The following is a 22,519-nucleotide window of genomic DNA, read 5'->3' as shown; positions in this document are numbered from 1 at the left end:
GAATTTATTGTCCCTCCACTTCGGTTCGCAGGCCTTCCTGGGCCTTGAGATGGGCGTCCCGTGTCCACATCAGGCAACTGCGCGTGGCCAGGGCAACCACCGTCCCGTCCTGGTTCCTGCCGGTGTGCTTCATTGTCACGATCCCCTGGCCGGGCCGGGAATCCGAAAGCCGCTTTCCGGTGATTAGAGTCTCCGTGTACAGGGTGTCGCCGTGATACAGGGGGTGCGGAAAGGAGACATCCGTCAGGCCCAGCTGGGCAATGATGGTGCCCTGGGTCAGCTGCGGTACCGATTGCCCCACCACCGTGGCGAGGGTGAACATCGAATTCATCAGCCGCTGCCCGAAGGGCTGCCCCGCGCTCCAGGCCGCGTCAAGGTGAAGCGCTTGCGTGTTCATCGTCATGGTGGTGAAGAGGACATTGTCAGTTTCGGTCACCGTGCGTCCCGGGCGGTGTGCATAGAGCACTCCGGTCTCCAGTTCGTCGTAGTACAGCCCGCGCTGTTCGATGATCCGCTGCCCGGGCAGTTCGGATTCCCTAAGGTCCTCCGTCATACCGTCAGTTCCCGGTCCTCTTCAAGGAGTTCGACGCCGGTGGCAGCGGCAACGTCCTCAACTGACACGTTGGGTGCCAGCTCGCGCAGGACCAGGCCGTCGGAGGTAACGTCAATGACGGCGAGGTCGGTGATGATCCTGTCCACGCACCCCTTGCCTGTCAGCGGCAGCGTGCATTGCTGGACAATTTTCGGCCGCCCGTTGCGGTCCACATGCTCCATCATCACGATCAGTCTTTTGGCGCCAAACACCAGGTCCATTGCCCCGCCCATGCCTTTGACCATCTTGCCGGGGATCATCCAGTTCGCCAGGTCGCCGTTGGCGGCCACCTCCATCGCGCCGAGCACGGCAACGTCCACGTGCCCTCCCCGGATCATTCCGAACGAGGTGGCCGAATCAAAGAATGCGGCGCCCGGATTTACGGTGACTGTTTCCTTGCCGGCGTTGATGAGGTCCGGGTCCACCTCGTCCTCGGCCGGATAGGGCCCCACGCCGAGGATTCCGTTTTCCGAATGGAGGACAACCTCCATTCCGGCAGGAATGTAGTTGGGAATCAGGGTGGGCATTCCGATGCCGAGGTTCACGTACTGCCCGTTGCGGAGTTCCTTTGCCACCCTTGCGGCCATTTCGTAGCGCGTCCAGCCCTTGCCGTCGGGGCTGGAGGCAGCAGCCCGGCGGTATTCGGGCCGGACACCTTCCGGACGTGGCGCCTGGGAGCTGTTCGGATCCATGGCTATGCTCCTGCCTGGTTTGAAGTGGAAGACGCCGACGCTGCTGAGACGGTCTTCTTTTCGATCCGCTTCTCGACGGCGGGAGCCAGCACCACCCGCTGGACGAAGATGCCCGGGGTGTGGATGTTTTCGGGATTCAATTCGCCCGGTTCCACGAGTTCCTCAACCTCGGCGATGGTGATCCTCCCGGCCATGGCACACAGCGGATTGAAGTTCATCGCCGTTGCGTGGTACATGAGATTTCCATGCCGGTCCCCCTTCCAGGCGTGCACCAGCCCAAAGTCGGGAGTGAGGGACTCCTCCAGGACATAGTCGGCACCATTGAAGGTGCGCACTTCCTTCGGTTGAGACGCGATGGCTATGCTTCCATCGGCATCGTACTTCTGCGGCAGCCCGCCTTCGGACACCTGAGTACCGACGCCCGCGCTCGTGAAGAAGGCGGGAATCCCAGCACCGCCCGCACGGAGCTTTTCCGCCAGGGTGCCCTGCGGGGTGAGGACCACCTCCAGTTCGCCTGAGAGGTACTGGCGGGCAAATTCCTTGTTCTCGCCGACGTAGGAGCTGACGGTCCGCCGGATCCTGCCGTCCTTCAGGAGAATGCCGAGGCCCCAGTCGTCAACCCCGCAGTTGTTGCTGACCGTTTCCAGGTCCCGGGTGCCGCGTTGGTGGAGGGCATCGATCAACGCCACCGGGATACCGCACAAGCCGAAACCTCCGACGGCGAGGGAGGCGCCGTCGGGGATATCGGCTACGGCCTCCTCTGCACTGGCAACAACCTTGTCAATCATCGTTGATCCTCTCAGGCCGGCTTCAATCCCAGTTCGCGGGCGATGAGCATCAGCTGAACCTCCGTGGTGCCCTCCCCGACTTCCAGGATCTTGGAGTCGCGGTAGTGGCGTGCCACGGTGAATTCGTTGATGAAGCCATAGCCGCCGAACACCTGGGTGGCATCCCGCGCGTTGTCCATGGCTGCCTCGCCTGCGACCATCTTAGCGATGGCGGCTTCGGTCTTGAACGGCTTCCCCGCCAGCATCCTCGCCGCAGCATCGTAGTAGGCCAACCGGGCAGTGTGCGCCCGTGCCTGCATGCGGGCGATCTTGAAGGCGATGGCCTGGTACTTGCCAATGTGGTGTCCAAAGGCACTGCGTTCCTTCGCGTATTTGACGGAGAGGTCCACACAGCCTTGGGCCGCTCCGGTGGCGAGGGCGGCGATGGCGATCCGGCCTTCGTCGAGAATGGACAGGAAGTTCGCGTAGCCCCGGCCCTGTTCTCCGAGGAGGTTTTCTTCCGGAACGTGGACGTCCTTAAGCGTTAAAGGGTGAGTGTCGGAGGCGTTCCAGCCCACCTTGTTGTACGCTTTCTCGGCCTTGAATCCGGGCGTACTGGTGGGCACCAGGATGGTGGAGATTTCCTTCTTGATGCTCCCGTCCTTGCGCTCGTGCCTACCCGTGACGGCGGTGACGGTGACCAGCCGGGTGATGTCCGTGCCGGAGTTGGTGATGAATTCCTTGTTCCCGTTGATGATCCATTCGCCGCCCTCCAGCCTGGCGGTGGTCTTGGTTCCGCCGGCATCCGAGCCTGCTTCAGGCTCCGTGAGGCCGAATCCTGCGAGCGCCGTACCGGAAGCCAGCGCAGGGAGCCATTCCTTCTTCTGGGCATCGGTGCCGAACCTGTAGACAGGCATTGCGCCGAGTGAAACTCCTGCTTCGAGGGTGATGGCCACGGACTGATCTACCCGGCCCAGCTGTTCGAGGGCGATGGCAAGGGCAAAATAGTCTCCGCCCATGCCACCGTATTCCTCCGGGAACGGCAGGCCGAAGAGTCCCATGTCGGCCATTTGGGACACCACTTCGTACGGGAAGCTGTGCTCTTCATCGTGTTTGGCCGAGACCGGGGCAACCACTTCGTCCGCAAATTCCCGGACAGTGTCGCTGAGGTCCTGGTATTCCTCACTGAGTTCAAAATCAGCCATGATGTGACTTCCTTGTCCTAACTCTGCTCTGTATCTGCGGCGCCCATGGCGATGGCAGCTTGTGTGGTTGATTCGGTGTCCGATACCTCTCCGGCGACTTCAGCGACCGGAGGATGGATGGTGGCCAGGACCTGCTCCGCTTTCACGAGATCGCCAGGGCTGACGCCGATATGCACTGTCCCCGCGGTGCTGGCGGTCAGCTGGTGTTCCATTTTCATGGCCTCAACAGCCAGCAGGACCTGTCCGGCGGCTACGGCTTCCCCGTCCTGGACAGAGACCGAGACCACTGTCCCGGGCATCGGCGAGCGGATTTCGGGATCGGCAACGCCGTCCACCCGCTGGATCGCAGCCAGGACCCTGGCCAGCCGGGATTCCCTCGTAAGGATTTCGAGCCGGCAAGACCAACCGTCGTGTCCCAGGAACAGGTCCCCGCTCGGCGACTTGGCCACGGAGTACTGCCTGCTCTCGCCGTCGAGGGTTATCGCGAGCTTCCCATCAGCGACGCCGTCCAGGGATGCCTCGTGTTCGGAGCCGTTCCCTGCCCGGACCGTCACGGAACCTCCGCTTGTAGAACCGAGGCGGAAAGTGACTACCTCCCCTGCTCCCCGTCCCAGGCTGACAACCCACGGAGCATGCCCGCCCAGCCGCCAGCCGCTGCGGGTGTTCCAGGGGCTGCCCGCCTTCCTTGCAGAAGCGGTTCGTTCCCGGGCCGTGCCGTCCGAAATCAGGTCTGGGACTCCGCCCTCCGAAATTGAGCTGCCCCGGCTCCCCCGCTCCAGAGCCTGCACGTAGAGTGCTGCGGCGATGAGTTCGGTGTCCCCGATCTGGCGGAAGGTGAGGTCCGGCATTTTCCGTTCGATCAGGGTGGTGTCGAGGCGTCCGGCCCGGACGTCGTGGTCATTGATCAGCAGTCGCAGATACTCAACGTTGGTCGCCACACCCAGGGCGGTATACCCGGACAAGGCCGCATCCAAGGCGTCCAGCGCTGCTTTCCGGTCGGTCCCCCACGCGATGACCTTGGAGATCATGGGGTCGTAATTTGAGCCAATCTCCAGCCCCTCGATCAGCGCGGAATCCACCCGAAGCTTCTGGCCGCTCCCCTGAATTGGTGCCGCCGACGGAAGCTCATCCAGCAGGAGCACCGTCCCGGTGGACGGCAGAAAGTTCCGTTGCGGGTCCTCCGCGTAGACGCGCGCTTCGACGGCGTGCCCGTTGAGGACGACGTCGTCCTGCGCCACGGTTAGCACCTCACCGGCGGCGATCCGCAACTGCCATTCCACCAGGTCGATACCCGTGACCATCTCGGTGACAGGATGTTCCACCTGGAGCCTCGTGTTCATTTCCATAAAGAAGAACTCGTCAGGAGCGTCATCGGAAACCAGGAATTCAACCGTGCCTGCCCCGCTGTAGTTGACGCTGCGGGCAGCCTGGCACGCCGCCTCCCCGATCCGGGCCCGAACCATGGCGCCGGCGCCGAGTGATTCCAACAGCGGCGACGGCGCTTCCTCGATGACTTTCTGGTGCCGGCGCTGGAGCGAGCATTCGCGTTCACCAAGGTGGATCACGTTGCCATGGTTGTCAGCGAGCACCTGGACTTCGATGTGCCGCGGGTTCAGCACCAGCCGCTCCAGGAAGAGGGTGTCGTCGCCGAAAGCGCTGGCAGCCACCCGCCGGGCCGTAGCCAGGGTAGCGGCGAGTTCGTCCGGGCGCTCCACTGTGTGCATCCCCTTGCCGCCGCCCCCTGCCGAGGGCTTGATCAGCAGCGGGAAGCCCACACCTGCAGCGGCTTCGATCAGGTCCTGGTTGGTGAGTCCGGGTTGGGCAATACCGGGGACCACCGGGACACCGTAGCCGGCCACATGGTTCTTCGAGCGGATCTTGTCGCCCATGATGTTCAGTGACTCGATGCCGGGACCGATGAACGTGATGCCCTCGGCCTCCAGGGCGCGGGCAAAGTCGGCGTTCTCACTCAGGAACCCGTAGCCGGGATGCACTGCCCGGGCGCCTGTTTCCCGGCAGGCCCGGACAATGGCATCGATCTTCAAGTAACTCTCCGAGGCAGCGGCGGGGCCGATCCGGACGGCGGTGTCGGCTTCGCGCACGTGCCGGGCGCCGGCGTCGGCATCGCTGTACACGGCAACGGAGCGGATGCCCATGCTGCGGAGCGTGCGGATTACCCTGCAGGCGATCTCGCCGCGGTTTGCCACGAGGACTGTCGGGAACAGGGCATCCTTACCGAACAGGCCTTCGCTGTGGTCGTTGGCTCGCGTTCGGTCATCAATGGTGGTCATGGCTCACATCCGGAAGAGGCCGAAGGAGGTCTCCGGCAGCGGGGTGCGGGAGACGACGTCGAGCGCCAGCCCCAGAACGGTACGGGTATCGGCGGGGTCAATGACGCCGTCGTCCCACAGCCGGGCGGTGGAATAGTAGGGGCTCCCCTGGTCCTCATACTGCTGCCGGATAGGAGCCTTGAAGGCTTCCTCGTCCTCGGCGGACCATTCCTCGCCCAGCCCCTCGTACTGCTCACGCTTGACGGTGGCCAGGACGCTGGAGGCCTGGTTGCCGCCCATGACAGAGATGCGGCTGGCCGGCCACATCCACAGGAACCGGGGCGAATACGCACGGCCGCACATTGAGTAATTGCCGGCTCCGAAGGAACCGCCAATGACGACTGTCAGTTTAGGTACCCGGGCGGTGGCGACGGCGGTGACCATCTTTGCGCCGTTCTTTGCGATGCCGCCCTGTTCGGAATCCTTGCCGACCATAAAGCCGGAGATGTTCTGCAGGAAGATCAGTGGAATGCCCCGCTGATCACACAGTTCGATGAAATGCGCCCCCTTGAGCGAGGATTCGCTGAACAGCACACCGTTGTTGGCCACGATTCCCACCGGATGCCCGTGAAGGCGGGCGAACCCGGTCACCAGGGTGGCGCCGTAGTTTTTCTTGAACTCGTGGAAACGGCTGCCGTCCACCAGCCGGGCAATTACCTCGCGTACGTCGTACTGGGCGTTCACATCTGTGGGCACAGCACCGTAGATCTCTTCCGAATCCTCCACGGGTTCGACGGCGGCCAGCACCTCCCACGCGGGATCGGCAGGAGGCGGCAGGGTGGCAACGATGTCGCGGACAATCTGCAGCGCGTGCTCGTCATTCTCAGCCAGGTGGTCGGTGACCCCCGAGATTTTCGAGTGGATGTCTCCCCCGCCCAGTTCCTCTGCCGTGACGATTTCACCGATGGCAGCCTTCACCAGCGGCGGACCGCCCAGGAAGATGGTGCCCTGGTTGCGGACGATCACCGTTTCATCGCTCATGGCAGGAACATAGGCGCCGCCTGCCGTGCAGGAACCCATCACCGAAGCGATTTGCGGGATACCGGCTGCAGACATCCTGGCCTGATTGAAGAAGATCCGGCCAAAGTGTTCCTTGTCCGGGAACACCTCATCCTGCTTGGGGAGGAAGGCTCCGCCCGAGTCCACGAGGTAGATGCAGGGCAACCGGTTTTCCAAGGCAATCTCCTGGGCGCGGAGGTGCTTTTTCACTGTCATCGGATAGTAGGTTCCGCCCTTGACCGTGGCGTCATTGGAAATCACCAGGACGTGCCGGCCGTGGACCAGCCCGATGCCGGCAATGACGCCGGCCCCGGGGGAATCGTCCTGATACATTCCGTTGGCTGCCAACGGGGCGATTTCAAGAAATGGGCTGCCGTTATCCAGCAGTTGATCGATGCGCTCCCGCGGCAACAGCTTTCCCCGTGAAACATGGCGTTGGCGGGATTTCTCCGGGCCACCAAGCGCTGCAACGGCCAACCGTTTCCTGAGTTCACGGGCCAAGGCAAGCTGAGCCTCCCGATTGGCCGAGAAGGCGGCGCTTGCTGCGTCCACCTGGCTGGCGAGTGTCTCCATCGACTGCTTCCGTTCCCGGATGGCCTAAGGGCATCCTGGCTATTTCGGTTAGTACCGCGTAACTCAAATTTAGGTTAGTCTCTATTAACTGTGATGTCCAACACGTTGAAGGTTGGCGAGGTGGGAACATCGCATGATTCAGGAGGTATTCAGCCCGATGGCCCAGCGCAGCCCCATGACCGGCTCCAACTCATTGGCGGCCGCACAGCGGTCAGCCGGCAAGGCCGGTACGGGGACCCAGCGCAGCCAGGCCAAGGAGAGCCGCCGTAAGGCTCTTTTGTCAGCGGCCGCCGCCTTGTTTGCCAGGGACGGCTTCAATAGTGTTTCGCTTGAGGACCTGGGGGCTGCTGCCGGTGTCAGCGGGCCTGCCGTCTACCGTCACTTCTCGGGCAAACAGGCTGTCTTGGGAGCGCTGTTGCTGACGGTCAGCGAGGACCTGCTGAAAGGCGGCCGGCGGGTTGTTGCGGATGCCCCCGACCCCCACGGTGCCCTCGCGGGACTGGTGGCATTCCAGGTGGATTTTGCCCTCAGCAACCCGGACGTCATTCGGGTCCAGGACCGGGATTTCAGCAACCTGGCGGAATCCGACCAGGCAAATGTACGCACCCTGCAGCGCAGCTATGTCGAATTGTGGGTGGATGTCCTCCTGCGGCTCCATGCAGGCGCCGAAGCCAGCGACCTTCGGATGCGCGCCCACGCCACGTTCGGGCTTATCAACTCCACACCACACTCAGTGCGCCACCATGGCCGCCGGATGGCTGCCGCGTCCGCCCGGCCTCTCCTGGAAAGCATGGCTATGGCCGCCTTGATGGTGCCGCCTGCCCCGGATCCGGAAGTTGAGCTAACCGGATCCTCCGGGCAGGAGGCACCTAGACCATAGCGAGCACTATGCCGGGGTCCGACAGGATGGACCCGACGTCGGCCAGGAACCTGGAGCCCTGTTCCCCGTCCACGAGCCGGTGATCAAACGACAGGCTTAAGGTCATCACCTGGCGAAGTGCCACCTCGCCCTGATATTCCCAAGGCATCCTTCGCACTGCCCCCATGGCAAGAATGGCCGCTTCGCCCGGGTTCAGGATCGGAGTTCCGGCGTCGATGCCGAACACTCCAATGTTGGTAATGGAGATGGTTCCACCGGAGAGGTCCGAGGGGCTGGTCTTTCCTTCCCGGGCCATATCCGTCAGCTCCGTCAGGGCTGCTGACAGCTCGGCCAGGGTCAGTGAATGCGCGTCCTTGATATTGGGCACGGTCAGGCCGCGGGGGGTTGCAGCGGCTATGCCAAGGTTGACGTAGTTGAATTGAACGATCTCCTGGCCATCCTCATCCCAGTGGGTGTTCAGGGACGGATTCCGTTTCAGGGCGATCAGGAGTGCCTTGGCCACAAGGGTCAGTGGAGTGAGCTTGTAGCCGGCAAAGGCACGGCTTTCCTTGAGCCTGGAGAGCAGCTCCATGGAGGGAGTGACGTCCACCGTGAGGAATTCCGTGGCATGCGGCGCGGTGAAGGCACTTGAAACCATGGCGGCGGCAGTGAATTTCCGGACCCCCTTGATGGGGGTGCGTAGCTCCCGTTCGCCGCCCTGCTCAGCGGCGCTTTCCCTGGCGTAGGACGCCGCGGACAAAGCATGGGCAGCAGCGGGCAGGTCTCCGCCGCCCACGAAGTTCCGGACGTCGTCTCTGGTGATCAGCCCTCCCGGGCCTGTCCCGGTGACCGATTCCAGCTCCACGCCCAGATCCTTCGCCAGTTTCCGTACAGGTGGAGTGGAGCGTGGCCGCTCTGTTGTGCTTTCAGCAGCCGCGGCGGGTCGAATGTGCGGTGCGGGTTCAGCTGGAGCTGGCTCGTGGGCAGCCGGTCGCTGTGCAGGCGGCATCGGCGAGTCCACGAAAGGAGCCGCGTCCTTTACGGCGGCAAGATGGCCCCGCACCCGCCGAACAGGGCGTCCGGAACTTTCGACGACGGCGCCGTACCCCACCAGGTTCGGCTCCCGTTTAGCCGGAGCCGGCTGGGCAGACTCACTTGGTTGGCCGGATTCACCAGACGCTGAACTGCCTGAATCAACGGGTGCCGGCGTGCCGCCGACGTCGTTCGCGATTTCAAAGGAAACGATCGGCTTGCCGACTTCCACGACGGTCCCCGGCTGCTCATGCAGCGCGGTAACCACGCCGGCGAACGGTGAGGGAAGTTCGACGACGGCCTTGGCCGTTTCCACCTCGGCGATGACCTGGTTGAGCGTTACGGTATCGCCCACGTTCACTTTCCAGCTGAGGATTTCCGATTCCGTCAAACCTTCACCGAGATCGGGCAGCCTGAATTCCTTGATCATGGCGGCCGTCATCCTTCCAGCCCGCTGAGTGAATTCGGACGGCCCAGCGCACGGTCCACGCCGTCAAGGATTCGGTCCAGGTCTGGAAGATGATGCATTTCGAGTTTGGAATAGGGGTAGGGGATGTCGAATCCGGTGACGCGTACAGGGGCGGCTTCGAGGTGGTAGAAGCAGCGCTCAGTGATGCTGGCCGCAATTTCTCCGCCGATACCGCCGAATTGTCCGGCTTCGTGGGTCACCACCAGCCTGCCTGTCTTCCGCACAGAGGCTTCCACAGTGGAGAAGTCCACGGGCGACAGCGAGCGCAGGTCGATGACTTCCACGGAAATCCCGTCGTCGGCAGCTGCAAGTGCGGCATCGCGGGCGGTTTTCACCAGGGGTCCGTAGGCCACAAGGGTGACGTCCTTGCCTTCGGCGACAACGCTCGCCTTCTCCATGGAAAGCGCGGAGGCCGGATCCACGGACTCATCCACTTCGCCTTTGTCGTGATACCGGCGTTTCGGCTCAAAGTAGACCACCGGATCATTGGAGGCGATGGCCTGCTGGATCATGATGTAGGCATCCTGCGGGTTGGAGACACTCACTACCCGCAGTCCGGAGGTATGGGTGAAGTAGGCTTCTGGCGATTCGGAATGGTGCTCCGGGGAACCGATGCCGCCGCCGAAAGGAACGCGGATGGTGATGGGCATCTTTACCGCCCCCTGCGTGCGGTAGTGCAGTTTGGCCACCTGGCAGACGATCTGGTCGAACGCCGGATACACGAAGCCGTCAAACTGGATTTCCACCACAGGCCGGTACCCGCGGTAGGCAAGCCCGACGGCGGTCCCCATGATCCCGGACTCGGCCAGCGGCGTGTCAACAACGCGGTGCTTGCCGAAGTCCTTCTGAAGGCCGTCGGTAATGCGGAACACGCCGCCCAACATACCGATGTCCTCCCCCATCAGAATTACTTTGGGGTCGTTTTCCAGGGATTTGCGCAGGCCGGAGTTGATGGCACGGGCAAAGGTCATCTGGGTCATCAGCGTGCACCTTCTTCAGAAGCGGCCTGTGCGGGGTCTCCGAACGAGGCCAGGTAACGGGAATAGTGGTCCTGTTGGCGTTCCAGCCAGGAATGCGGCGTGCTGTAAACATGCTTGAACACGTCGAGTGGCTGGGGGTCGGGCATATTGACGCAGCCACTGCGCATCTCCTGGGCCACGGCATCAGCCTTGGCCGCGACGCGGGCTTCCAGCTCTTCGCTCCAGGATTCCCTTCGTTCCAGAAGTGACCTGACGCGGGCCATCGGATCCTTCGCGGCCCAATCCTCAAGTTCGTTGGCGTCACGGTAGCGGGTGGGATCGTCGGCTGTGGTGTGGGGGCCCATTCGGTAGGTAACTGCCTCAATGAACGAGGGCCCTCCGCCGTGCCGTGCTCTTTCAAGTGCTTCCCGGGTTGCAGCCATCACGGCGAGCACATCATTTCCATCCACTCGGACGGAGGGAATTCCAAACCCTGTTGCACGGTCAGCGAGTTGAATGTGGGACTGCAGGCCCACCGGCTCGGAAATGGCCCAGTGGTTGTTCTGGCAGAAGAAAATGACAGGTGCCGTGAAGCTGGCAGCGAAGACCATGGCTTCGTTGACGTCGCCCTCACTCGTTGCACCGTCCCCGAAGTAGGCGATTGCAACGCTGTCCGCGCCGTCGTGCTGGATCCCCAGGGCATAACCCGTGGCATGGAGTGTTTGTGCACCGATGATGATCTGGGGTGTGGCCATGTTGATGGAGTAGGGATCCCAGCCTGAGGAGGCGTTGCCTCGCCACACTCGGACGATATCGGTCAGGTCCACTCCCCGGCAGTATGCCACTCCATTTTCCCGATAGCTGGAGAAGACGAAATCGTCGTCGCGAAGTGCCCTGGCCGAGCCGATCTGGGAGGCTTCCTGCCCGGCAAGCGGCGGCCACAGGGCCAATTCACCTTGCCTCTGCAATGCTGTGGCCTCGGTGTCGATGCGGCGGATGACAACCATGTCCTCGTAGAGCGAGGCAAGCTGTTCGTCGGTGACGTCCTTTACCCAGACATCGTATTCAGGATGGCTGACGCGTTCACCGCCGGGGGTTATCAGCTGGACCAGGTTCCCACCGGTCCGATAGTGATGGTTTGCCCAGTTGTCCAGGCCAGCTGCGGTGGTGCCGCCCTGGCTCAAATCGTCTGCGTTCATAGTTGCACGCAACCTTCTGACGTCGTGTGACCGGCGGTCCAGGAACTCGTGATCCCCGTGCGCGCCAGCCCGCCGGGCCCCGTTGCCCCGGATAATTGTGACCATACTCACAATGTTCATGGGGTACAACCACTTCAATTTGAACTGAGCATTGTGCACTGTCTGGAGCGCTGGCACCGTGCTAACGTTGCGCATTATGCAAGCTTTGGATGGCACTGATGCCCGCCTGCTTTCTGCCTTGGCACGCGATCCACGGCGGACTGTAGTGGCGCTCGCGCAAAAACTTGGCCTCTCCCGGAACACCGTGCAGGCCCGCATGGCTCAACTGGAGAAAAAGCACGTCTTCCTCTCCTTCGAACGGCGCATCAATCCTGTATCGCTTGGTTATCCGTTGATGGCCTTTATCTCCGTCCACGTGCAGCAGCAGAAGCTGAAACAGCTTGCGGTTGACTTGTCCGCGATCCCAGAAATCCTTGAAGGGTATGGGCTCACGGGTTCGGCCGACCTGTTCCTTCGGGTTGTAGCGGTTGACGCCGAGGACCTGTTCAGGATCAACGGCAAGATCCTGTCCTGCGAGGGGGTGGACCGGACCGACACCGCCTTGGCAATGGGCGAGCTGATTCCTTTCCGGATCCAGCCCCTGCTCGAACGGAATTCGGCGGAATCCGCTTAGCTGTATCGCAGAGTCGAAAGTTACAAAGACGCGGGCACTGCCGCTTGAAACAGCCGCGTGTGCGGGTGCCCGGGATATAGGCTGATTTTCATCGCACCCATGGACCGCCCCCGGCTCCTTGAACACCAGGCAGTGGCGCAAAAGGCTGCCGGAAAGGCACCCTCTTGAGCAATCCCCCGGACTCTGAACAGCCCGGCCCGTATGCCCGCCAATCGCCGAAGCAGGATCCGGGACAGTCTCCCCCTGAACCGCATCCGGAACAGGGCGGGCGTCAGGGTTGGCAGCAAGCGCCCGTCCCCGGATCCTCGGGACAAACCCCATACGCCCAGCACGGCTGGCAACAACCATCCCCGCAGCCTCCATACTCCCAACAGGACTGGCCGCAACCCCAATTCCCAGGGCAGCCCTATTACCCGCAGTCCCAAACCCAGTGGCCGCCACCCCCGGCCAGCAGCAAAAAGGCGCTGTGGATTGTGCTGGGGAGTGTGGGAGGCGTTGTGCTTCTGGTAGCAGCGGGGGTGGTGCTGCTGGTCAACGTTCTGGGCGCAACCAGTGACCAGGCCAAAAACGTGGCCGACGATTTTACGAGGCTGATGGTTTCCGGTGAGACCGATAACGCCTATGACAACTACCTTGATTCCTCATTCCAGCAGGAAGTCTCCAAGGAGGACTTCATCGCCAGCCATCAGGAGCTTCAACTGGGCGCTTCGTGCGAGCCTTCGTATGACTTCGTGGATTCGTACAAAGTGGACGGAACAAAGTATGCCGAAGTCTGGGGTGTGCTGGCCTGCGATGATCAGGACCTCGAGTTTGAGTACTTTCTGGAGGGAAAGAACGAGCTCAAATTGACCGATGTCTGGATAGGGCCCGTGGAATGAGGCCAGCCACCGGCTAAGACCAGAGTCAAGAGGCTAAAGAAACGGCAGGAGCTCCCGCCAATGTGCACGGGAGCTCCTGTCGCTTCGGGTCGTCAGCAGCTGGGGGCTAGTGGTTGGTCGCCTTCTCTGCGCCGACCCCCGTCAGGGAGCGGACCTCCATTTCGGCCTGCTTTGCGGTGTCTTCCCGCTGCTTGTCGAGAACTGTTCCAAGCCAGCCCAGGAAGAAGGCCAGCGGGATGGAAACAATGCCGGGGTTACTTAAGGGGAAGATCGCAAAGTTCGCGTCCTTGATCATCGAGGTCGCTCCGCCGGAAACCACCGGCGAAAAAATGATCAGGACGATTGCCGAGCCGAGCCCGCCATACATGCTCCACACGGCACCCTGAGTGGTGAACTTGCGCCAGAACAGGGAGTAAATGATGGTGGGCAGGTTTGCGGAGGCGGCCACTGCGAAGGCGAGCGCTACAAGGAACGCCACGTTCTGGCCGTTGGCGAAGATGCCGCCCACGATTGCCATCACCCCGATGACCACTACGGTGCGCCTGGCAACCTTCACCTCGGTGTCGGCGTCGGCTTTGCCCTTGGAGATGACGCTCGCGTAGATGTCATGGGCGAACGAAGCCGCCGCAGTGATGGTCAGGCCGGCAACCACCGCGAGGATGGTGGCGAACGCTACTGCGGAGATGAAGCCCAGCAGCAGCGGACCGCCAAGGTGGAAGGCCAACAACGGAGCCGCGGAGTTGACGCCGCCAGGTGCGGACTTGATGGTTTCTGCCCCGACGAGGGCGGCCGCGCCATAGCCCAGGACCAGGGTGAACAGGTAGAAAAGGCCAATGAGCCAGATGGACCAGACCACTGATTTGCGGGCCTCTTTGGCCGTGGGGACGGTGTAAAAGCGCATGAGGACGTGGGGAAGCGCAGCCGTGCCCAGCACAAGGGCAAGTCCGAGGGACATGAAGTCGAGCTTGGAGGTCTCCGACTTGCCGTACTGAAGGCCCGGGTTCAACACATTGGGGTTGTTGGCGGTCTCCACGGCAGCACCAAGCAGGTTGGAGAGGTTGAAGCCGTAAATGGACAGAACCCACAAGGTCATGACGCCGGCCCCGGCGATCAGCAGGATCGCCTTGATGATCTGGACCCAGGTGGTGCCCTTCATGCCGCCCATCAGGACGTACATGATCATGAGGGCGCCGACAACGATGATCACAAGAGCCTGGCCGCCCCAATCGCTGATGCCCAGCAGGAGGGAAATCAGACTTCCGGCTCCTGCCATCTGCGCGAGCAGGTAGAAGAAGCAAACAGCGAGGGTGGAAATGGCCGCTGCGATGCGGACCGGACGTTGCTTGAGCCGGAAGGACAGGACGTCGGCCATGGTGAACTTGCCGGTGTTGCGAAGCAGTTCGGCCACGAGCAGCAGCGCCACGAGCCAGGCAACGAGGAAGCCGATGGAGTACATGAAGCCGTCGTAGCCATTGATGGCGATGGCCCCGGTAATGCCAAGGAAGGAAGCGGCGGACAAGTAGTCGCCGGCAATGGCTGTGCCGTTCTGGGATCCGCTGAACGAACGCCCGGCAGCATAGTAGTCCGCGGCCGTCTTGTTGTTGCGGCTGGCCCGGAAAACAATGACCATGGTGACCGCTACGAACAGGCCGAAGATCGCCATGTTCAGCAGGGTGGTGTCCTTGAGGGCGGCGACATTCACCGCAGACGGAATTCCGATCATTTCACTGCTCCGCTCACAGGGTTGCCTGCCTTATCGAATTCGTGGCCTTCAATTCCCTGGCGGATTTCCGCGGCAATCGGATCCAGCTTCCGGTTGGAGTAACTGACGTACCAGCCCGTTATGGCAAAGGTGGACACGAACTGCAGCAGGCCCAGGATAAGGCCGATGTTGATGTTGCCCCAGACCTTCGTGGACATAAAGCCCACTGCGTAGTCGGCCAGCAGAACGTAGGCGAAATACCACAGCAGAAACGCAATGGCCATGGGGAAGACAAAGCTGCGGTGACGTTTGCGCAGTTCCTGGAACCGCTCCGTCGACTGGACTTCCTTGAAGTCCACGGACTCCGCTGTATCCGTGGTTTGGGCGTCGTTACCCATCATTCCTCCTCGTTGAGACTTGCTCATCCACACCGGTTCCAGAGTCCCCCGGCCAATGTGACTGCAATCACTGTGACCCGTGACCATGCCGGCCTTCCAGAGCCAGTACCGCATCCGTCGCCCAACGGTTGCGATGCTGCGACAAACGGCGGCTACGCTGGCACCATGCCGGACTCTCCCCTCTATACCGCCGCCGCAGTTGCCGTGATCGCCCTGGCCATCGCCGTCGTCGTGGGCGTTGGCCTGAAGGTGTTGCGCTCCTTCCGCGAGTTGGGCAGCGATGCTGAACGGGCAACCTACAAAACACTCCACGCGGCCTCCCGCGCCGGACAGCATCTGAGGACCGGGCTCACCCCATCCGGAGCGGCCAAGGCAAGCCGTCAGCTGCGGAGCCTGCTGGGCTGTGAGGCGCTGGCCATCACCGACACGTCAGGAGTTCTGGCCTGGGATGGCGGAGCCGAGGAACTGAAGCCCCACCTGATGGCCCGGGCCGCTGAGGTCCTGTCCGGCGGGCGCACCGCCGTCGTCCCGGCTGGAGAACTCCTGACTGTGGAGGCGGCAGTTCAGGCGGGAGCCACCAGGAACGGCCGGAGCGGGGTCAAAAACAAGGACATCGATGCAACAGAGCTTGCCGCCGTCATAGCGCCCATCAAGGCCGGCGGCAGGGTGGTGGGAGCGGTTGCTGCGTTCGCTCCCTCCGCCGGGTCAGGTCTTGTCCGGGCAACCGGCGAGGTGGCGGAATGGGTGGCCACGCAGGTGGAACTGGCAGAGCTGGATGCCTCCCGCACCCTCCTCATGGAAGCCGAAGTGCGGGCCCTTCGTGCCCAGATCAGCCCCCACTTCATCTACAACTCCCTCAACGCCATCGCCTCCTTCATCAACACCGACCCCGTCCGGGCCAGGGAGTTGGTGGTGGAGTTTGCGGACTTCACCCGGTATTCCTTCCGCCGCCACGGGGATTTCACCACCCTCGCGGAAGAGCTGCGGTGCATTGACCGATATCTGCTCCTGGAACGGGCCAGGTTCGGCGACCGGGTCCAGGTAAGCCTGCAGATCGCCCCGGAAGTGCTGAGCACGGTGATTCCGTTCCTGAGCCTGCAGCCGCTCGTTGAGAACGCCGTCCGGCACGGTCTTGAAGCCAAGGAAGGGCCCGGCCACATATCGCTGACTGCCCATGACTCCGGCGCTTTCGCCGAAGTGACAATTGAGGACGACGGCGTCGGGATGGATCCGGACGAGCTGCGGTCAATGCTTTCGGGCCACACCGACGGCGACCATGTGGGGCTGCGCAACGTCGATGCGCGGCTTCGCCAGGTCTACGGTGAGGACAACGGCCTGGTAATCGAGACTGCTCCTGGAGAAGGAACCCTGATCACCATGCGGATTCCAAAATCACAACCCCACCACGACGCCTGAACTCCGTTCCCGAACCTGCCGCCAGCCTGCCCATTTCCACCGTTCCTGTTGCACTGTCGCTGGGGCCACCGGCGCCCACTACCCTAGAACCATGATTAACGTTCTCGTCGCCGACGACGAGCTGCCGGCCGTGGAGGAGCTTGCCTTTTTACTGGGCAAGGACGACCGAATCGGCCAGATCCATCGTGCTTCCTCAGGTGCCGCCGCTTTGCGGGCGCTCGAGGCGGAAAATGTTGACGCCGTTTTCCTCGACATCCACATGCCTGCCGTGTCCGGCCTGGACATCGCCCGTGTGATTTCCCGAAGCTCCCGTCCCCCCGCCGTCGTGTTTGTCACTGCCGATGAGGACTGTGCATTGGAAGCGTTCGAACTTGCCGCCGTCGACTATCTGCTCAAGCCCGTCAGGGCCGAACGTCTGGCCCGTTCCGTGGGACGCATCTGTGAGCTGCTCAAGGACGGCGCGGAGCCCCCGGAGCTGATCACCGTGGATCTGGGCGGCACCACAAAGATGATCCGGCGCGACGACGTTACCTACGTACAGGCGCAGGGTGATTATGCACGGCTCCACACTGCCGAGGCGAGCTACCTCATCAGGGTCCCCCTTGCCGATCTGGAGCAACAGTGGGCCCAGGCCGGGTTTATCCGCACCCACCGCTCCTACTTGGTTTCGCTGAAGCATGTCACGCATATGAAGCTGGCGGCTGCGCGGCCCAGCGTCACGGTGGTCGGTGCCGAGCTTTCCATCAGCCGCCGGCACCTGCCTTCTGTCAGGGAAAAGCTGGAGACCACAAGGATCCGGCCACAGACATGACCCGCGTACGCGTTACAGCACCCCGCTCGCCGGCCAGGCCGGCCGCAGACAGCCGCGAGGCGGCCCAGGAATCAGAGGTGGGCCAGGTTTTTGTGAGGTCACTGATCCGATCGCAGTTGCGGTTGGGAATCGTGGTGGCCGCGGGCTTCCTGCTGATCCTCGTTGCTTTCCCTGTGCTCCTGGGTCTGGTCCCGGGGCTCGCCGCCCTGAGGATCGCCGGGATCCCCTTTGACTGGTTCTTGCTGGGGGCCGGGATCTACCCGGTGATGGGGATAAGCGCCTGGCTCTACATCCGGAGCGCTGCGCGGAACGAATCCCGGTACCGGGACCTTACGGAGGATAAGGGATGAGTCGATGAACCCGGTGGTGGGCATCGCGGCTTTCGTTGCTGTAACGCTGGCGACGGCGGCAATCGGCTTCTACGGGCTGCGGATCTCCCGGACCACCGGCGACTTCTACGTCGCCTCCCGTACGGTGCCGCCCTGGTGGAATGCTTCCGCGATCGGTGGGGAGTACTTGTCGGCGGCAAGCTTCCTGGGCGTGGCCGGACTCATTCTGCTGTCGGGAACAGATGCCCTGTGGTTTCCGGTAGGCTACACCGCCGGCTACCTCATGCTGCTCCTTTTTGTGGCGGCACCGCTTCGGCGTTCGGGCGCGTACACCATTCCTGATTTCACCGAGTCGCGGCTGGACTCCAAGGCTGTCCGGCGGGTCACGAGCCTCATTGTTGTCATGGTCGGCTGGCTGTACATCGTTCCGCAGCTCCATGGGGCCGCCCTGACCATCCGTATCACCACGGGGCTTCCCTCCTGGGTGGGCTCGGTGGCGGTGGTTGTGGTGGTGTGTCTGACGGTGGTGGCGGGGGGCATGCGGTCCATCACGTTTGTCCAGGCCTTCCAATACTGGCTGAAGCTCACGGCTTTGGCCGTCCCGGTAATTTTTATGCTTCTCGTCCTGGCTGGAACCGGCGCCACTCCCCTCGCCGAGCCGGTCACCAACCCCACCGGGCTGCCGTCAGCCGGGCTGTATCAGAACATGTCCCTGCTGGTGGCGCTGCTCTTCGGCACCCTCGGGTTGCCGCACGTGCTGGTGCGCTTCTACACCAACCCCGACGGACAGTCAGCCCGCCGCACAACGTTGATCGTTCTTGGATTGCTGTCCGTCTTCTACCTGTTTCCCACCGCCTATGGACTGGCCGGACGGATGTTCGCTCCCGATCTGGCGCAAAGCGGCCAGGCGGATGCCCTGGTGCTGCTGCTTCCCGGCAGGTTAATAGGCGGCACAGCAGGTGATCTGCTCTCGGCTATGGTGGTGGCGGGTGCGTTCGCAGCCTTTTTGTCCACCACATCCGGCCTGGTGGTGTCGCTCGCTGGTGTCATCAGCCAGGATGTCCTTGGCGGCAGCGTCCGCGGGTTCCGGGTAGCGGCGCTGATCTCCGCGGCGGTGCCTCTGGCTTTCGCGTTCTCCACGGATTCCCTGGCCCTGGCGGGCAGTGTTGGCCTGGTCTTCGCCTTCACGGCCTCCACGTTGTGCCCGGTTCTGTTGCTGGGCATCTGGTGGCGTGGCCTGACAGATGCAGGCGCCATAGCCGGCATGGTGACCGGAGCAGTCCTGTGTGGCGGTGCGATGGTTGCCGGAGCTATCTTCGGCTCAGCGGCCACACCTTTCTGGCTGGCGCAGCCGGCAGCATGGTCGGTACCGGCCGCTTTCGCCGTCATGGTCCTGGCCTCCCGGGCAACCCGCAGCAGGGTGCCAGCAACCATCTCGCGCGTTATGACCCGCCTGCACACCCCGGAGCGCCCGCTCGAGACGGTACGCCAAACGGCCGAACGCCAAGCTGTGCAGGGCCAGTCATCCGAGCGTTAGTCGATAGCCGCCATGAGTTCCACGACGCGGTCGAGGAAGGCATCCACTTGGGATTCCTCGTAGCCATCCGGACCTGATGCCTGACGAAAGACGGCCTTGCGGACATTGTCAACGCTGAGGGGCCGGTCTTCCTCGAGGTAACCGATCAGGTCATGGCAGAGATTGTCGACGTCGATCCTGTTGTAGCTCCGCGTCCGGGACTTGGTTGGCCGGCGGAAGCGCTCACCATCTGGCCGGTGCAGGCGTCCCCTCAGGAGCCCGGAGAGCTTTCCGATTTCCCTGAGCCAGGCTTCCTCACCCCTCTGGGCAATGAGTTCATCACGTTCCCTGCGTGCGAAAGCGTCCTCCAGCCGGTCCAGGGCAGCGTCCACGCCGTCCGCGGCATAGCCTCCCTTGACCGGGTCAAAGGAAACTGCACGGACGTCGGAGCTTTTGATGACGGAGGCTGCAGCCTGCGGGTTTTCGAACGAGACCCTTGCGCGCTGCAGGAACTCGTCCACCTGCTTGGCGTTATAACCGTATTTATTCCGCTCTACACGGTCGAAGGTTGCGGGTATCTGCCGTTGCATGTCCACTCTCACGTTCTGTCCTTCAAGGCGGTCCAGCCTGGGTTGCTCCGCACCATTCTAGGGTGCCGGATACAACGGGTGCGAAGACGCGTCATGTTTGCGCGAAGGCCGCGAACAGGATGAAAGCGGCAGGGGAAGCGAACACGATCGAGTCCAGCCTGTCCATAATGCCGCCGTGTCCTGGCAGGACGCTGCTCATGTCCTTGATCCCCAGCTCGCGTTTGACCATCGACTCGGCAAGGTCCCCTGCCGTAGCCGCCGCTACCATACCGACGGCAAGGGCCACACCCACCCACCAGGGTTTGCCCAGCAGGAAAATGCTGGCCAGGATCCCGATAACCATGGCGCCCGCCACAGAGCCCGCGAATCCTTCCCAGGACTTCTTCGGGCTGATTTTCGGGGCCATCGGGTGCTTCCCCAAGGACGCACCAACAAGGTAGCCGAAGGTGTCGTTCGAGACCACCAGCAGCAGCAGCGTAACGATCTGCCAGGCACCTTGCGGCACCACGCCGTCGTCATACAGCCCCACCGGAGTGGCCCCGCCGGTCGCATGCAGCGGAAGTACGGCAAAGCTGATCAGGAAGGGTACCCAGGCGAGCGTGAAGACACCGCCGAAGATGCTTCGGGCGGACCCTTCGGCACTTTCAATGGATCGCCAGAGCAGAACAGCCACGCTGCTGAGCAGCATCGCGAACAGCAGGCTTTCCAGTCCGCCGAAATAGGCCGAGATGGGCATGGCCACGGTACCGGTCATCACGGGGACGATGGGGATCCTGGTTCCCGACACTTCGAGGGCCCGGAAAATCTCCCAGGCTCCCATCGCGGCAAATGTGGTGGTGACCACCACAAAGCCAAGCGGCAGGAACAGCAGCCCGCCGAGTACCGCAAAAAGCATGGCAAGCCCGACGGCGATAGCGGCCGGAAGGTTGCGTCCCGCCTTGGGGGTCGGGTTGGGCCGCTGCATCCGACGCACCCGGGGCTGAGCCCCCGAGCCCTGCTGTGCCTGACTCATCAGACCTCGAGCAGCTCGGCTTCCTTGCGCTTGAGCAGCTCGTCGATGCTGTCCACGTGTGCCTTGGTCATGGAATCGAGTTCCTTCTCGCCGCGGCTTCCTTCGTCTTCGCCAGCTTCGCCGTCCTTGACCAGCTTGTCGAGAGTCTCCTTGGCCTTACGGCGGATGTTGCGGATGGACACCTTGGCGTCCTCACCCTTGCCCTTGACGATCTTGACGTATTCCTTGCGCCGTTCCTGTGTCAGTTCAGGAATGGTGATGCGGATGACGTTGCCGTCGTTGGAGGGGTTGGCGCCAACTTCGGAATCGCTCAGGGCGCGCTCGATGTCCCGCAGCGCAGTTTTGTCATAGGGCGTGACCAGAATGGTCCGGGCGTCCGGAACGGCGAAGGAGGCAAGCTGCTGCAGCGGCGTGGGCGTGCCGTAGTACTCAACGATGACTTTGTTGTAGAGGCCCGGAGTGGCGCGGCCCGTGCGGATCGAGGCGAAATCTTCCTTGGCTACTTCGACTGCCTTGTCCATCTTGTCCCCGGCTTCGAGCAAGGTTTCTTCGATCACGATCTCTCCTCAGAAAATTAGTGCACTCCGGCTTGACTGCGAGTTGCACGGTTGTGGTTCCGTCTGCCTGTTCGTCCCGCCTGCGGGACCCGGCCTAAAAACATCCTAGCCGTTGCTAGGGCGTGACCAGGGTGCCCAGTTCCTCGCCACGGATGGCACGGGTCACGTTGCCCTCGCCCTCCATGCCGAAGACCACCATGGACAGGTCATTGTCCTTGCACATGGTCATGGCTGTCTGGTCCATTACGCGTATATCCCGGCGGAGGGCGTCGTCGTAGCTGAGCCGGTCCAGCTTTTGGGCTTTGGGATCCTTTTTGGGGTCAGCCGTGTAGACGCCGTCCACTCCGCTCTTGGCCATCAGCACGACGTCGGCATGGACCTCAAGTGCCCGCTGGGCAGCGACGGTGTCCGTGGAAAAGTACGGCAATCCTGCCCCGGCGCCAAAGATGACAACCCGGTTCTTTTCCATGTGGCGGATGGCGCGGCGCGGTATATATGCCTCGGCGACCTGGCCCATGGTGATGGCGCTCTGGACGCGGGTTTCGACGCCGGCCTGCTCCAGGAAGTCCTGCAGGGCGAGGCAGTTCATTACCGTGCCCAGCATGCCCATGTAGTCGGCTCGGGAGCGGTCCATCCCGCTCTGGGAAAGTTCTGCGCCGCGGAAGAAATTGCCGCCGCCGACGACGATAGCCACCTCAACATCCGGTACCGCGGCCGCGATCTGCTTGGCTACACCGCGTACGGTGTCGGGGTCGACGCCGAGCTTGCCGCCGCCGAAGACCTCACCTGATAGCTTGAGGAGGACGCGCCGTCGGTTCTTCTCCGATTGGGGCGAAGTGTTTACGGTTTCCATGGTGCCTTCCCGTTGGTGAACTCTGAGCTAGGTTATCGTGCGGCGCGGCAAAAGTGTCATTGCCGGCGCCTTTGGCCAGGCAATGGCCGCTGCCATCCGTGCATGCAA

Annotated in this window: 22 protein-coding genes; 7 read left to right on the top strand and 15 right to left on the bottom strand. The window is 62.6% G+C overall.

The window, feature by feature from the left end; genetic code table 11:
- Positions 1–4: 4 nt before the first annotated feature.
- From M1D88_RS06845 to M1D88_RS06820, 6 genes are read right to left on the bottom strand one after another with little or no spacing between them, the layout of a single operon-like run.
- Positions 5–553 carry a MaoC family dehydratase gene (locus M1D88_RS06845; protein ID WP_458113794.1) on the bottom strand — a complete coding sequence of 183 codons (549 nt, stop codon included), beginning with the start codon at positions 551–553 and terminating at the stop codon, positions 5–7.
- Positions 550–1,284 carry a CoA transferase subunit B gene (locus M1D88_RS06840; RefSeq protein ID WP_458113793.1) on the bottom strand — a complete coding sequence of 245 codons (735 nt, stop codon included), beginning with the start codon at positions 1,282–1,284 and terminating at the stop codon, positions 550–552. Before M1D88_RS06840 ends, M1D88_RS06845 begins: the two co-directional genes overlap by 4 nt.
- Before the next feature lie 2 nt (positions 1,285–1,286).
- Entirely contained in the window at positions 1,287–2,072 is a 786-nt protein-coding gene (locus M1D88_RS06835) for a CoA transferase subunit A (RefSeq protein ID WP_458113792.1), read from the bottom strand.
- Positions 2,073–2,083: 11 nt separating this feature from the next.
- Positions 2,084–3,256 carry an acyl-CoA dehydrogenase family protein gene (locus M1D88_RS06830; RefSeq protein WP_458113791.1) on the bottom strand — a complete coding sequence of 391 codons (1,173 nt, stop codon included), beginning with the start codon at positions 3,254–3,256 and terminating at the stop codon, positions 2,084–2,086.
- Positions 3,257–3,273: 17 nt separating this feature from the next.
- Complete coding sequence (locus tag M1D88_RS06825; protein WP_458113790.1) at positions 3,274–5,547, bottom strand: ATP-binding protein; 2,274 nt, start codon at positions 5,545–5,547, stop codon at positions 3,274–3,276.
- A gap of 3 nt (positions 5,548–5,550) precedes the next feature.
- Positions 5,551–7,158 (bottom strand): carboxyl transferase domain-containing protein, encoded by a 1,608-nt coding sequence (locus M1D88_RS06820; protein WP_458113789.1) that lies wholly within the window; start codon positions 7,156–7,158, stop codon positions 5,551–5,553.
- A 175-nt stretch (positions 7,159–7,333) separates the two neighbouring features.
- Between M1D88_RS06820 and M1D88_RS06815 the strand changes: the two genes are divergently transcribed.
- Positions 7,334–8,038 carry an SACE_7040 family transcriptional regulator gene (locus tag M1D88_RS06815; RefSeq protein ID WP_458114458.1) on the top strand — a complete coding sequence of 235 codons (705 nt, stop codon included), beginning with the start codon at positions 7,334–7,336 and terminating at the stop codon, positions 8,036–8,038.
- Here the strand turns inward: M1D88_RS06815 and M1D88_RS06810 are convergent.
- The 3 genes from M1D88_RS06810 to pdhA are packed head-to-tail and all read right to left on the bottom strand — an operon-like array spanning position 8,028 to position 11,676.
- The gene (locus M1D88_RS06810; RefSeq protein ID WP_458113788.1) at positions 8,028–9,479 is read right to left on the bottom strand and encodes a dihydrolipoamide acetyltransferase family protein; all 1,452 of its coding nucleotides are present in this window, start codon (positions 9,477–9,479) and stop codon (positions 8,028–8,030) included. The genes M1D88_RS06815 and M1D88_RS06810 overlap by 11 nt on opposite strands.
- Before the next feature lie 8 nt (positions 9,480–9,487).
- On the bottom strand, positions 9,488–10,498 hold the full coding sequence (locus tag M1D88_RS06805; protein WP_458113787.1) for an alpha-ketoacid dehydrogenase subunit beta: 1,011 nt from the start codon (positions 10,496–10,498) through the stop codon (positions 9,488–9,490).
- The gene (gene pdhA / locus M1D88_RS06800) at positions 10,498–11,676 is read right to left on the bottom strand and encodes a pyruvate dehydrogenase (acetyl-transferring) E1 component subunit alpha (protein ID WP_458114457.1); all 1,179 of its coding nucleotides are present in this window, start codon (positions 11,674–11,676) and stop codon (positions 10,498–10,500) included. The genes M1D88_RS06805 and pdhA overlap by 1 nt, the downstream gene beginning before the upstream one ends.
- 196 nt (positions 11,677–11,872) lie before the next feature.
- Here pdhA and M1D88_RS06795 point away from each other — a divergent pair, with 196 nt between their 5' ends.
- Positions 11,873–12,349, top strand: a complete 477-nt coding sequence (locus M1D88_RS06795; RefSeq protein WP_458113786.1) for an Lrp/AsnC family transcriptional regulator — start codon at positions 11,873–11,875, stop codon at positions 12,347–12,349.
- A 497-nt stretch (positions 12,350–12,846) separates the two neighbouring features.
- Positions 12,847–13,227: a hypothetical protein gene (locus tag M1D88_RS06790; RefSeq protein WP_458113785.1), complete on the top strand. Its 381-nt coding sequence runs from the start codon at positions 12,847–12,849 to the stop codon at positions 13,225–13,227.
- A 106-nt stretch (positions 13,228–13,333) separates the two neighbouring features.
- On the opposite strand, the gene M1D88_RS06785 is transcribed toward M1D88_RS06790, so the two are convergent.
- Complete coding sequence (locus tag M1D88_RS06785) at positions 13,334–14,950, bottom strand: solute symporter family protein (protein WP_458113784.1); 1,617 nt, start codon at positions 14,948–14,950, stop codon at positions 13,334–13,336.
- Positions 14,947–15,327, bottom strand: coding sequence for a DUF485 domain-containing protein (locus tag M1D88_RS06780; RefSeq protein WP_458114456.1), 381 nt, complete (start codon positions 15,325–15,327; stop codon positions 14,947–14,949). The genes M1D88_RS06785 and M1D88_RS06780 overlap by 4 nt, the downstream gene beginning before the upstream one ends.
- Before the next feature lie 165 nt (positions 15,328–15,492).
- Between M1D88_RS06780 and M1D88_RS06775 the strand changes: the two genes are divergently transcribed.
- The 4 genes from M1D88_RS06775 to M1D88_RS06760 all read left to right on the top strand — a co-directional run bounded on the left by M1D88_RS06775 (position 15,493) and on the right by M1D88_RS06760 (position 19,420).
- Positions 15,493–16,743 carry a sensor histidine kinase gene (locus M1D88_RS06775; protein ID WP_458114455.1) on the top strand — a complete coding sequence of 417 codons (1,251 nt, stop codon included), beginning with the start codon at positions 15,493–15,495 and terminating at the stop codon, positions 16,741–16,743.
- A 91-nt stretch (positions 16,744–16,834) separates the two neighbouring features.
- Positions 16,835–17,554, top strand: a complete 720-nt coding sequence (locus tag M1D88_RS06770; RefSeq protein ID WP_458113783.1) for a LytR/AlgR family response regulator transcription factor — start codon at positions 16,835–16,837, stop codon at positions 17,552–17,554.
- On the top strand, positions 17,551–17,904 hold the full coding sequence (locus M1D88_RS06765) for a hypothetical protein (protein ID WP_458113782.1): 354 nt from the start codon (positions 17,551–17,553) through the stop codon (positions 17,902–17,904). The genes M1D88_RS06770 and M1D88_RS06765 overlap by 4 nt, the downstream gene beginning before the upstream one ends.
- A 4-nt stretch (positions 17,905–17,908) precedes the next feature.
- Positions 17,909–19,420 (top strand): sodium/solute symporter, encoded by a 1,512-nt coding sequence (locus M1D88_RS06760; protein WP_458113781.1) that lies wholly within the window; start codon positions 17,909–17,911, stop codon positions 19,418–19,420.
- On the opposite strand, the gene M1D88_RS06755 is transcribed toward M1D88_RS06760, so the two are convergent.
- The 4 genes from M1D88_RS06755 to pyrH form a co-directional block, all read right to left on the bottom strand.
- Positions 19,417–19,989, bottom strand: a complete 573-nt coding sequence (locus tag M1D88_RS06755) for a DivIVA domain-containing protein (RefSeq protein WP_458114454.1) — start codon at positions 19,987–19,989, stop codon at positions 19,417–19,419. The genes M1D88_RS06760 and M1D88_RS06755 overlap by 4 nt on opposite strands.
- A gap of 91 nt (positions 19,990–20,080) precedes the next feature.
- Positions 20,081–21,001 carry a phosphatidate cytidylyltransferase gene (locus tag M1D88_RS06750; protein ID WP_458113780.1) on the bottom strand — a complete coding sequence of 307 codons (921 nt, stop codon included), beginning with the start codon at positions 20,999–21,001 and terminating at the stop codon, positions 20,081–20,083.
- Positions 21,001–21,558: a ribosome recycling factor gene (frr, locus tag M1D88_RS06745; protein WP_247044156.1), complete on the bottom strand. Its 558-nt coding sequence runs from the start codon at positions 21,556–21,558 to the stop codon at positions 21,001–21,003. The genes M1D88_RS06750 and frr overlap by 1 nt, the downstream gene beginning before the upstream one ends.
- 115 nt (positions 21,559–21,673) lie before the next feature.
- Positions 21,674–22,411, bottom strand: a complete 738-nt coding sequence (gene pyrH / locus M1D88_RS06740; RefSeq protein ID WP_458113779.1) for a UMP kinase — start codon at positions 22,409–22,411, stop codon at positions 21,674–21,676.
- Positions 22,412–22,519 lie beyond the last annotated feature (108 nt).

It is taken from the genome of Arthrobacter sp. R1-13, assembly GCF_054161475.1.
This window is presented reverse-complemented; position numbering and strand designations above follow the sequence as displayed.

What these genes read in the sequence shown, in the direction of transcription:
- M1D88_RS06845 (WP_458113794.1), bottom strand. Translation starts at nt 553, where the DNA reads ATGACGGAGGACCTTAGGGAATCCGAACTGCCCGGGCAGCGGATCATC.
- M1D88_RS06840 (WP_458113793.1), bottom strand. Translation starts at nt 1,284, where the DNA reads ATGGATCCGAACAGCTCCCAGGCGCCACGTCCGGAAGGTGTCCGGCCC.
- M1D88_RS06835 (WP_458113792.1), bottom strand. Translation starts at nt 2,072, where the DNA reads ATGATTGACAAGGTTGTTGCCAGTGCAGAGGAGGCCGTAGCCGATATC.
- M1D88_RS06830 (WP_458113791.1), bottom strand. Translation starts at nt 3,256, where the DNA reads ATGGCTGATTTTGAACTCAGTGAGGAATACCAGGACCTCAGCGACACT.
- M1D88_RS06825 (WP_458113790.1), bottom strand. Translation starts at nt 5,547, where the DNA reads ATGACCACCATTGATGACCGAACGCGAGCCAACGACCACAGCGAAGGC.
- M1D88_RS06820 (WP_458113789.1), bottom strand. Translation starts at nt 7,158, where the DNA reads ATGGAGACACTCGCCAGCCAGGTGGACGCAGCAAGCGCCGCCTTCTCG.
- M1D88_RS06815 (WP_458114458.1), top strand. Translation starts at nt 7,334, where the DNA reads ATGACCGGCTCCAACTCATTGGCGGCCGCACAGCGGTCAGCCGGCAAG.
- M1D88_RS06810 (WP_458113788.1), bottom strand. Translation starts at nt 9,479, where the DNA reads ATGATCAAGGAATTCAGGCTGCCCGATCTCGGTGAAGGTTTGACGGAA.
- M1D88_RS06805 (WP_458113787.1), bottom strand. Translation starts at nt 10,498, where the DNA reads ATGACCCAGATGACCTTTGCCCGTGCCATCAACTCCGGCCTGCGCAAA.
- pdhA (WP_458114457.1), bottom strand. Translation starts at nt 11,676, where the DNA reads ATGAACGCAGACGATTTGAGCCAGGGCGGCACCACCGCAGCTGGCCTG.
- M1D88_RS06795 (WP_458113786.1), top strand. Translation starts at nt 11,873, where the DNA reads ATGCAAGCTTTGGATGGCACTGATGCCCGCCTGCTTTCTGCCTTGGCA.
- M1D88_RS06785 (WP_458113784.1), bottom strand. Translation starts at nt 14,950, where the DNA reads ATGATCGGAATTCCGTCTGCGGTGAATGTCGCCGCCCTCAAGGACACC.
- M1D88_RS06780 (WP_458114456.1), bottom strand. Translation starts at nt 15,327, where the DNA reads ATGGGTAACGACGCCCAAACCACGGATACAGCGGAGTCCGTGGACTTC.
- M1D88_RS06775 (WP_458114455.1), top strand. Translation starts at nt 15,493, where the DNA reads ATGCCGGACTCTCCCCTCTATACCGCCGCCGCAGTTGCCGTGATCGCC.
- M1D88_RS06770 (WP_458113783.1), top strand. Translation starts at nt 16,835, where the DNA reads ATGATTAACGTTCTCGTCGCCGACGACGAGCTGCCGGCCGTGGAGGAG.
- M1D88_RS06765 (WP_458113782.1), top strand. Translation starts at nt 17,551, where the DNA reads ATGACCCGCGTACGCGTTACAGCACCCCGCTCGCCGGCCAGGCCGGCC.
- M1D88_RS06760 (WP_458113781.1), top strand. Translation starts at nt 17,909, where the DNA reads ATGAACCCGGTGGTGGGCATCGCGGCTTTCGTTGCTGTAACGCTGGCG.
- M1D88_RS06755 (WP_458114454.1), bottom strand. Translation starts at nt 19,989, where the DNA reads ATGCAACGGCAGATACCCGCAACCTTCGACCGTGTAGAGCGGAATAAA.
- M1D88_RS06750 (WP_458113780.1), bottom strand. Translation starts at nt 21,001, where the DNA reads ATGAGTCAGGCACAGCAGGGCTCGGGGGCTCAGCCCCGGGTGCGTCGG.
- pyrH (WP_458113779.1), bottom strand. Translation starts at nt 22,411, where the DNA reads ATGGAAACCGTAAACACTTCGCCCCAATCGGAGAAGAACCGACGGCGC.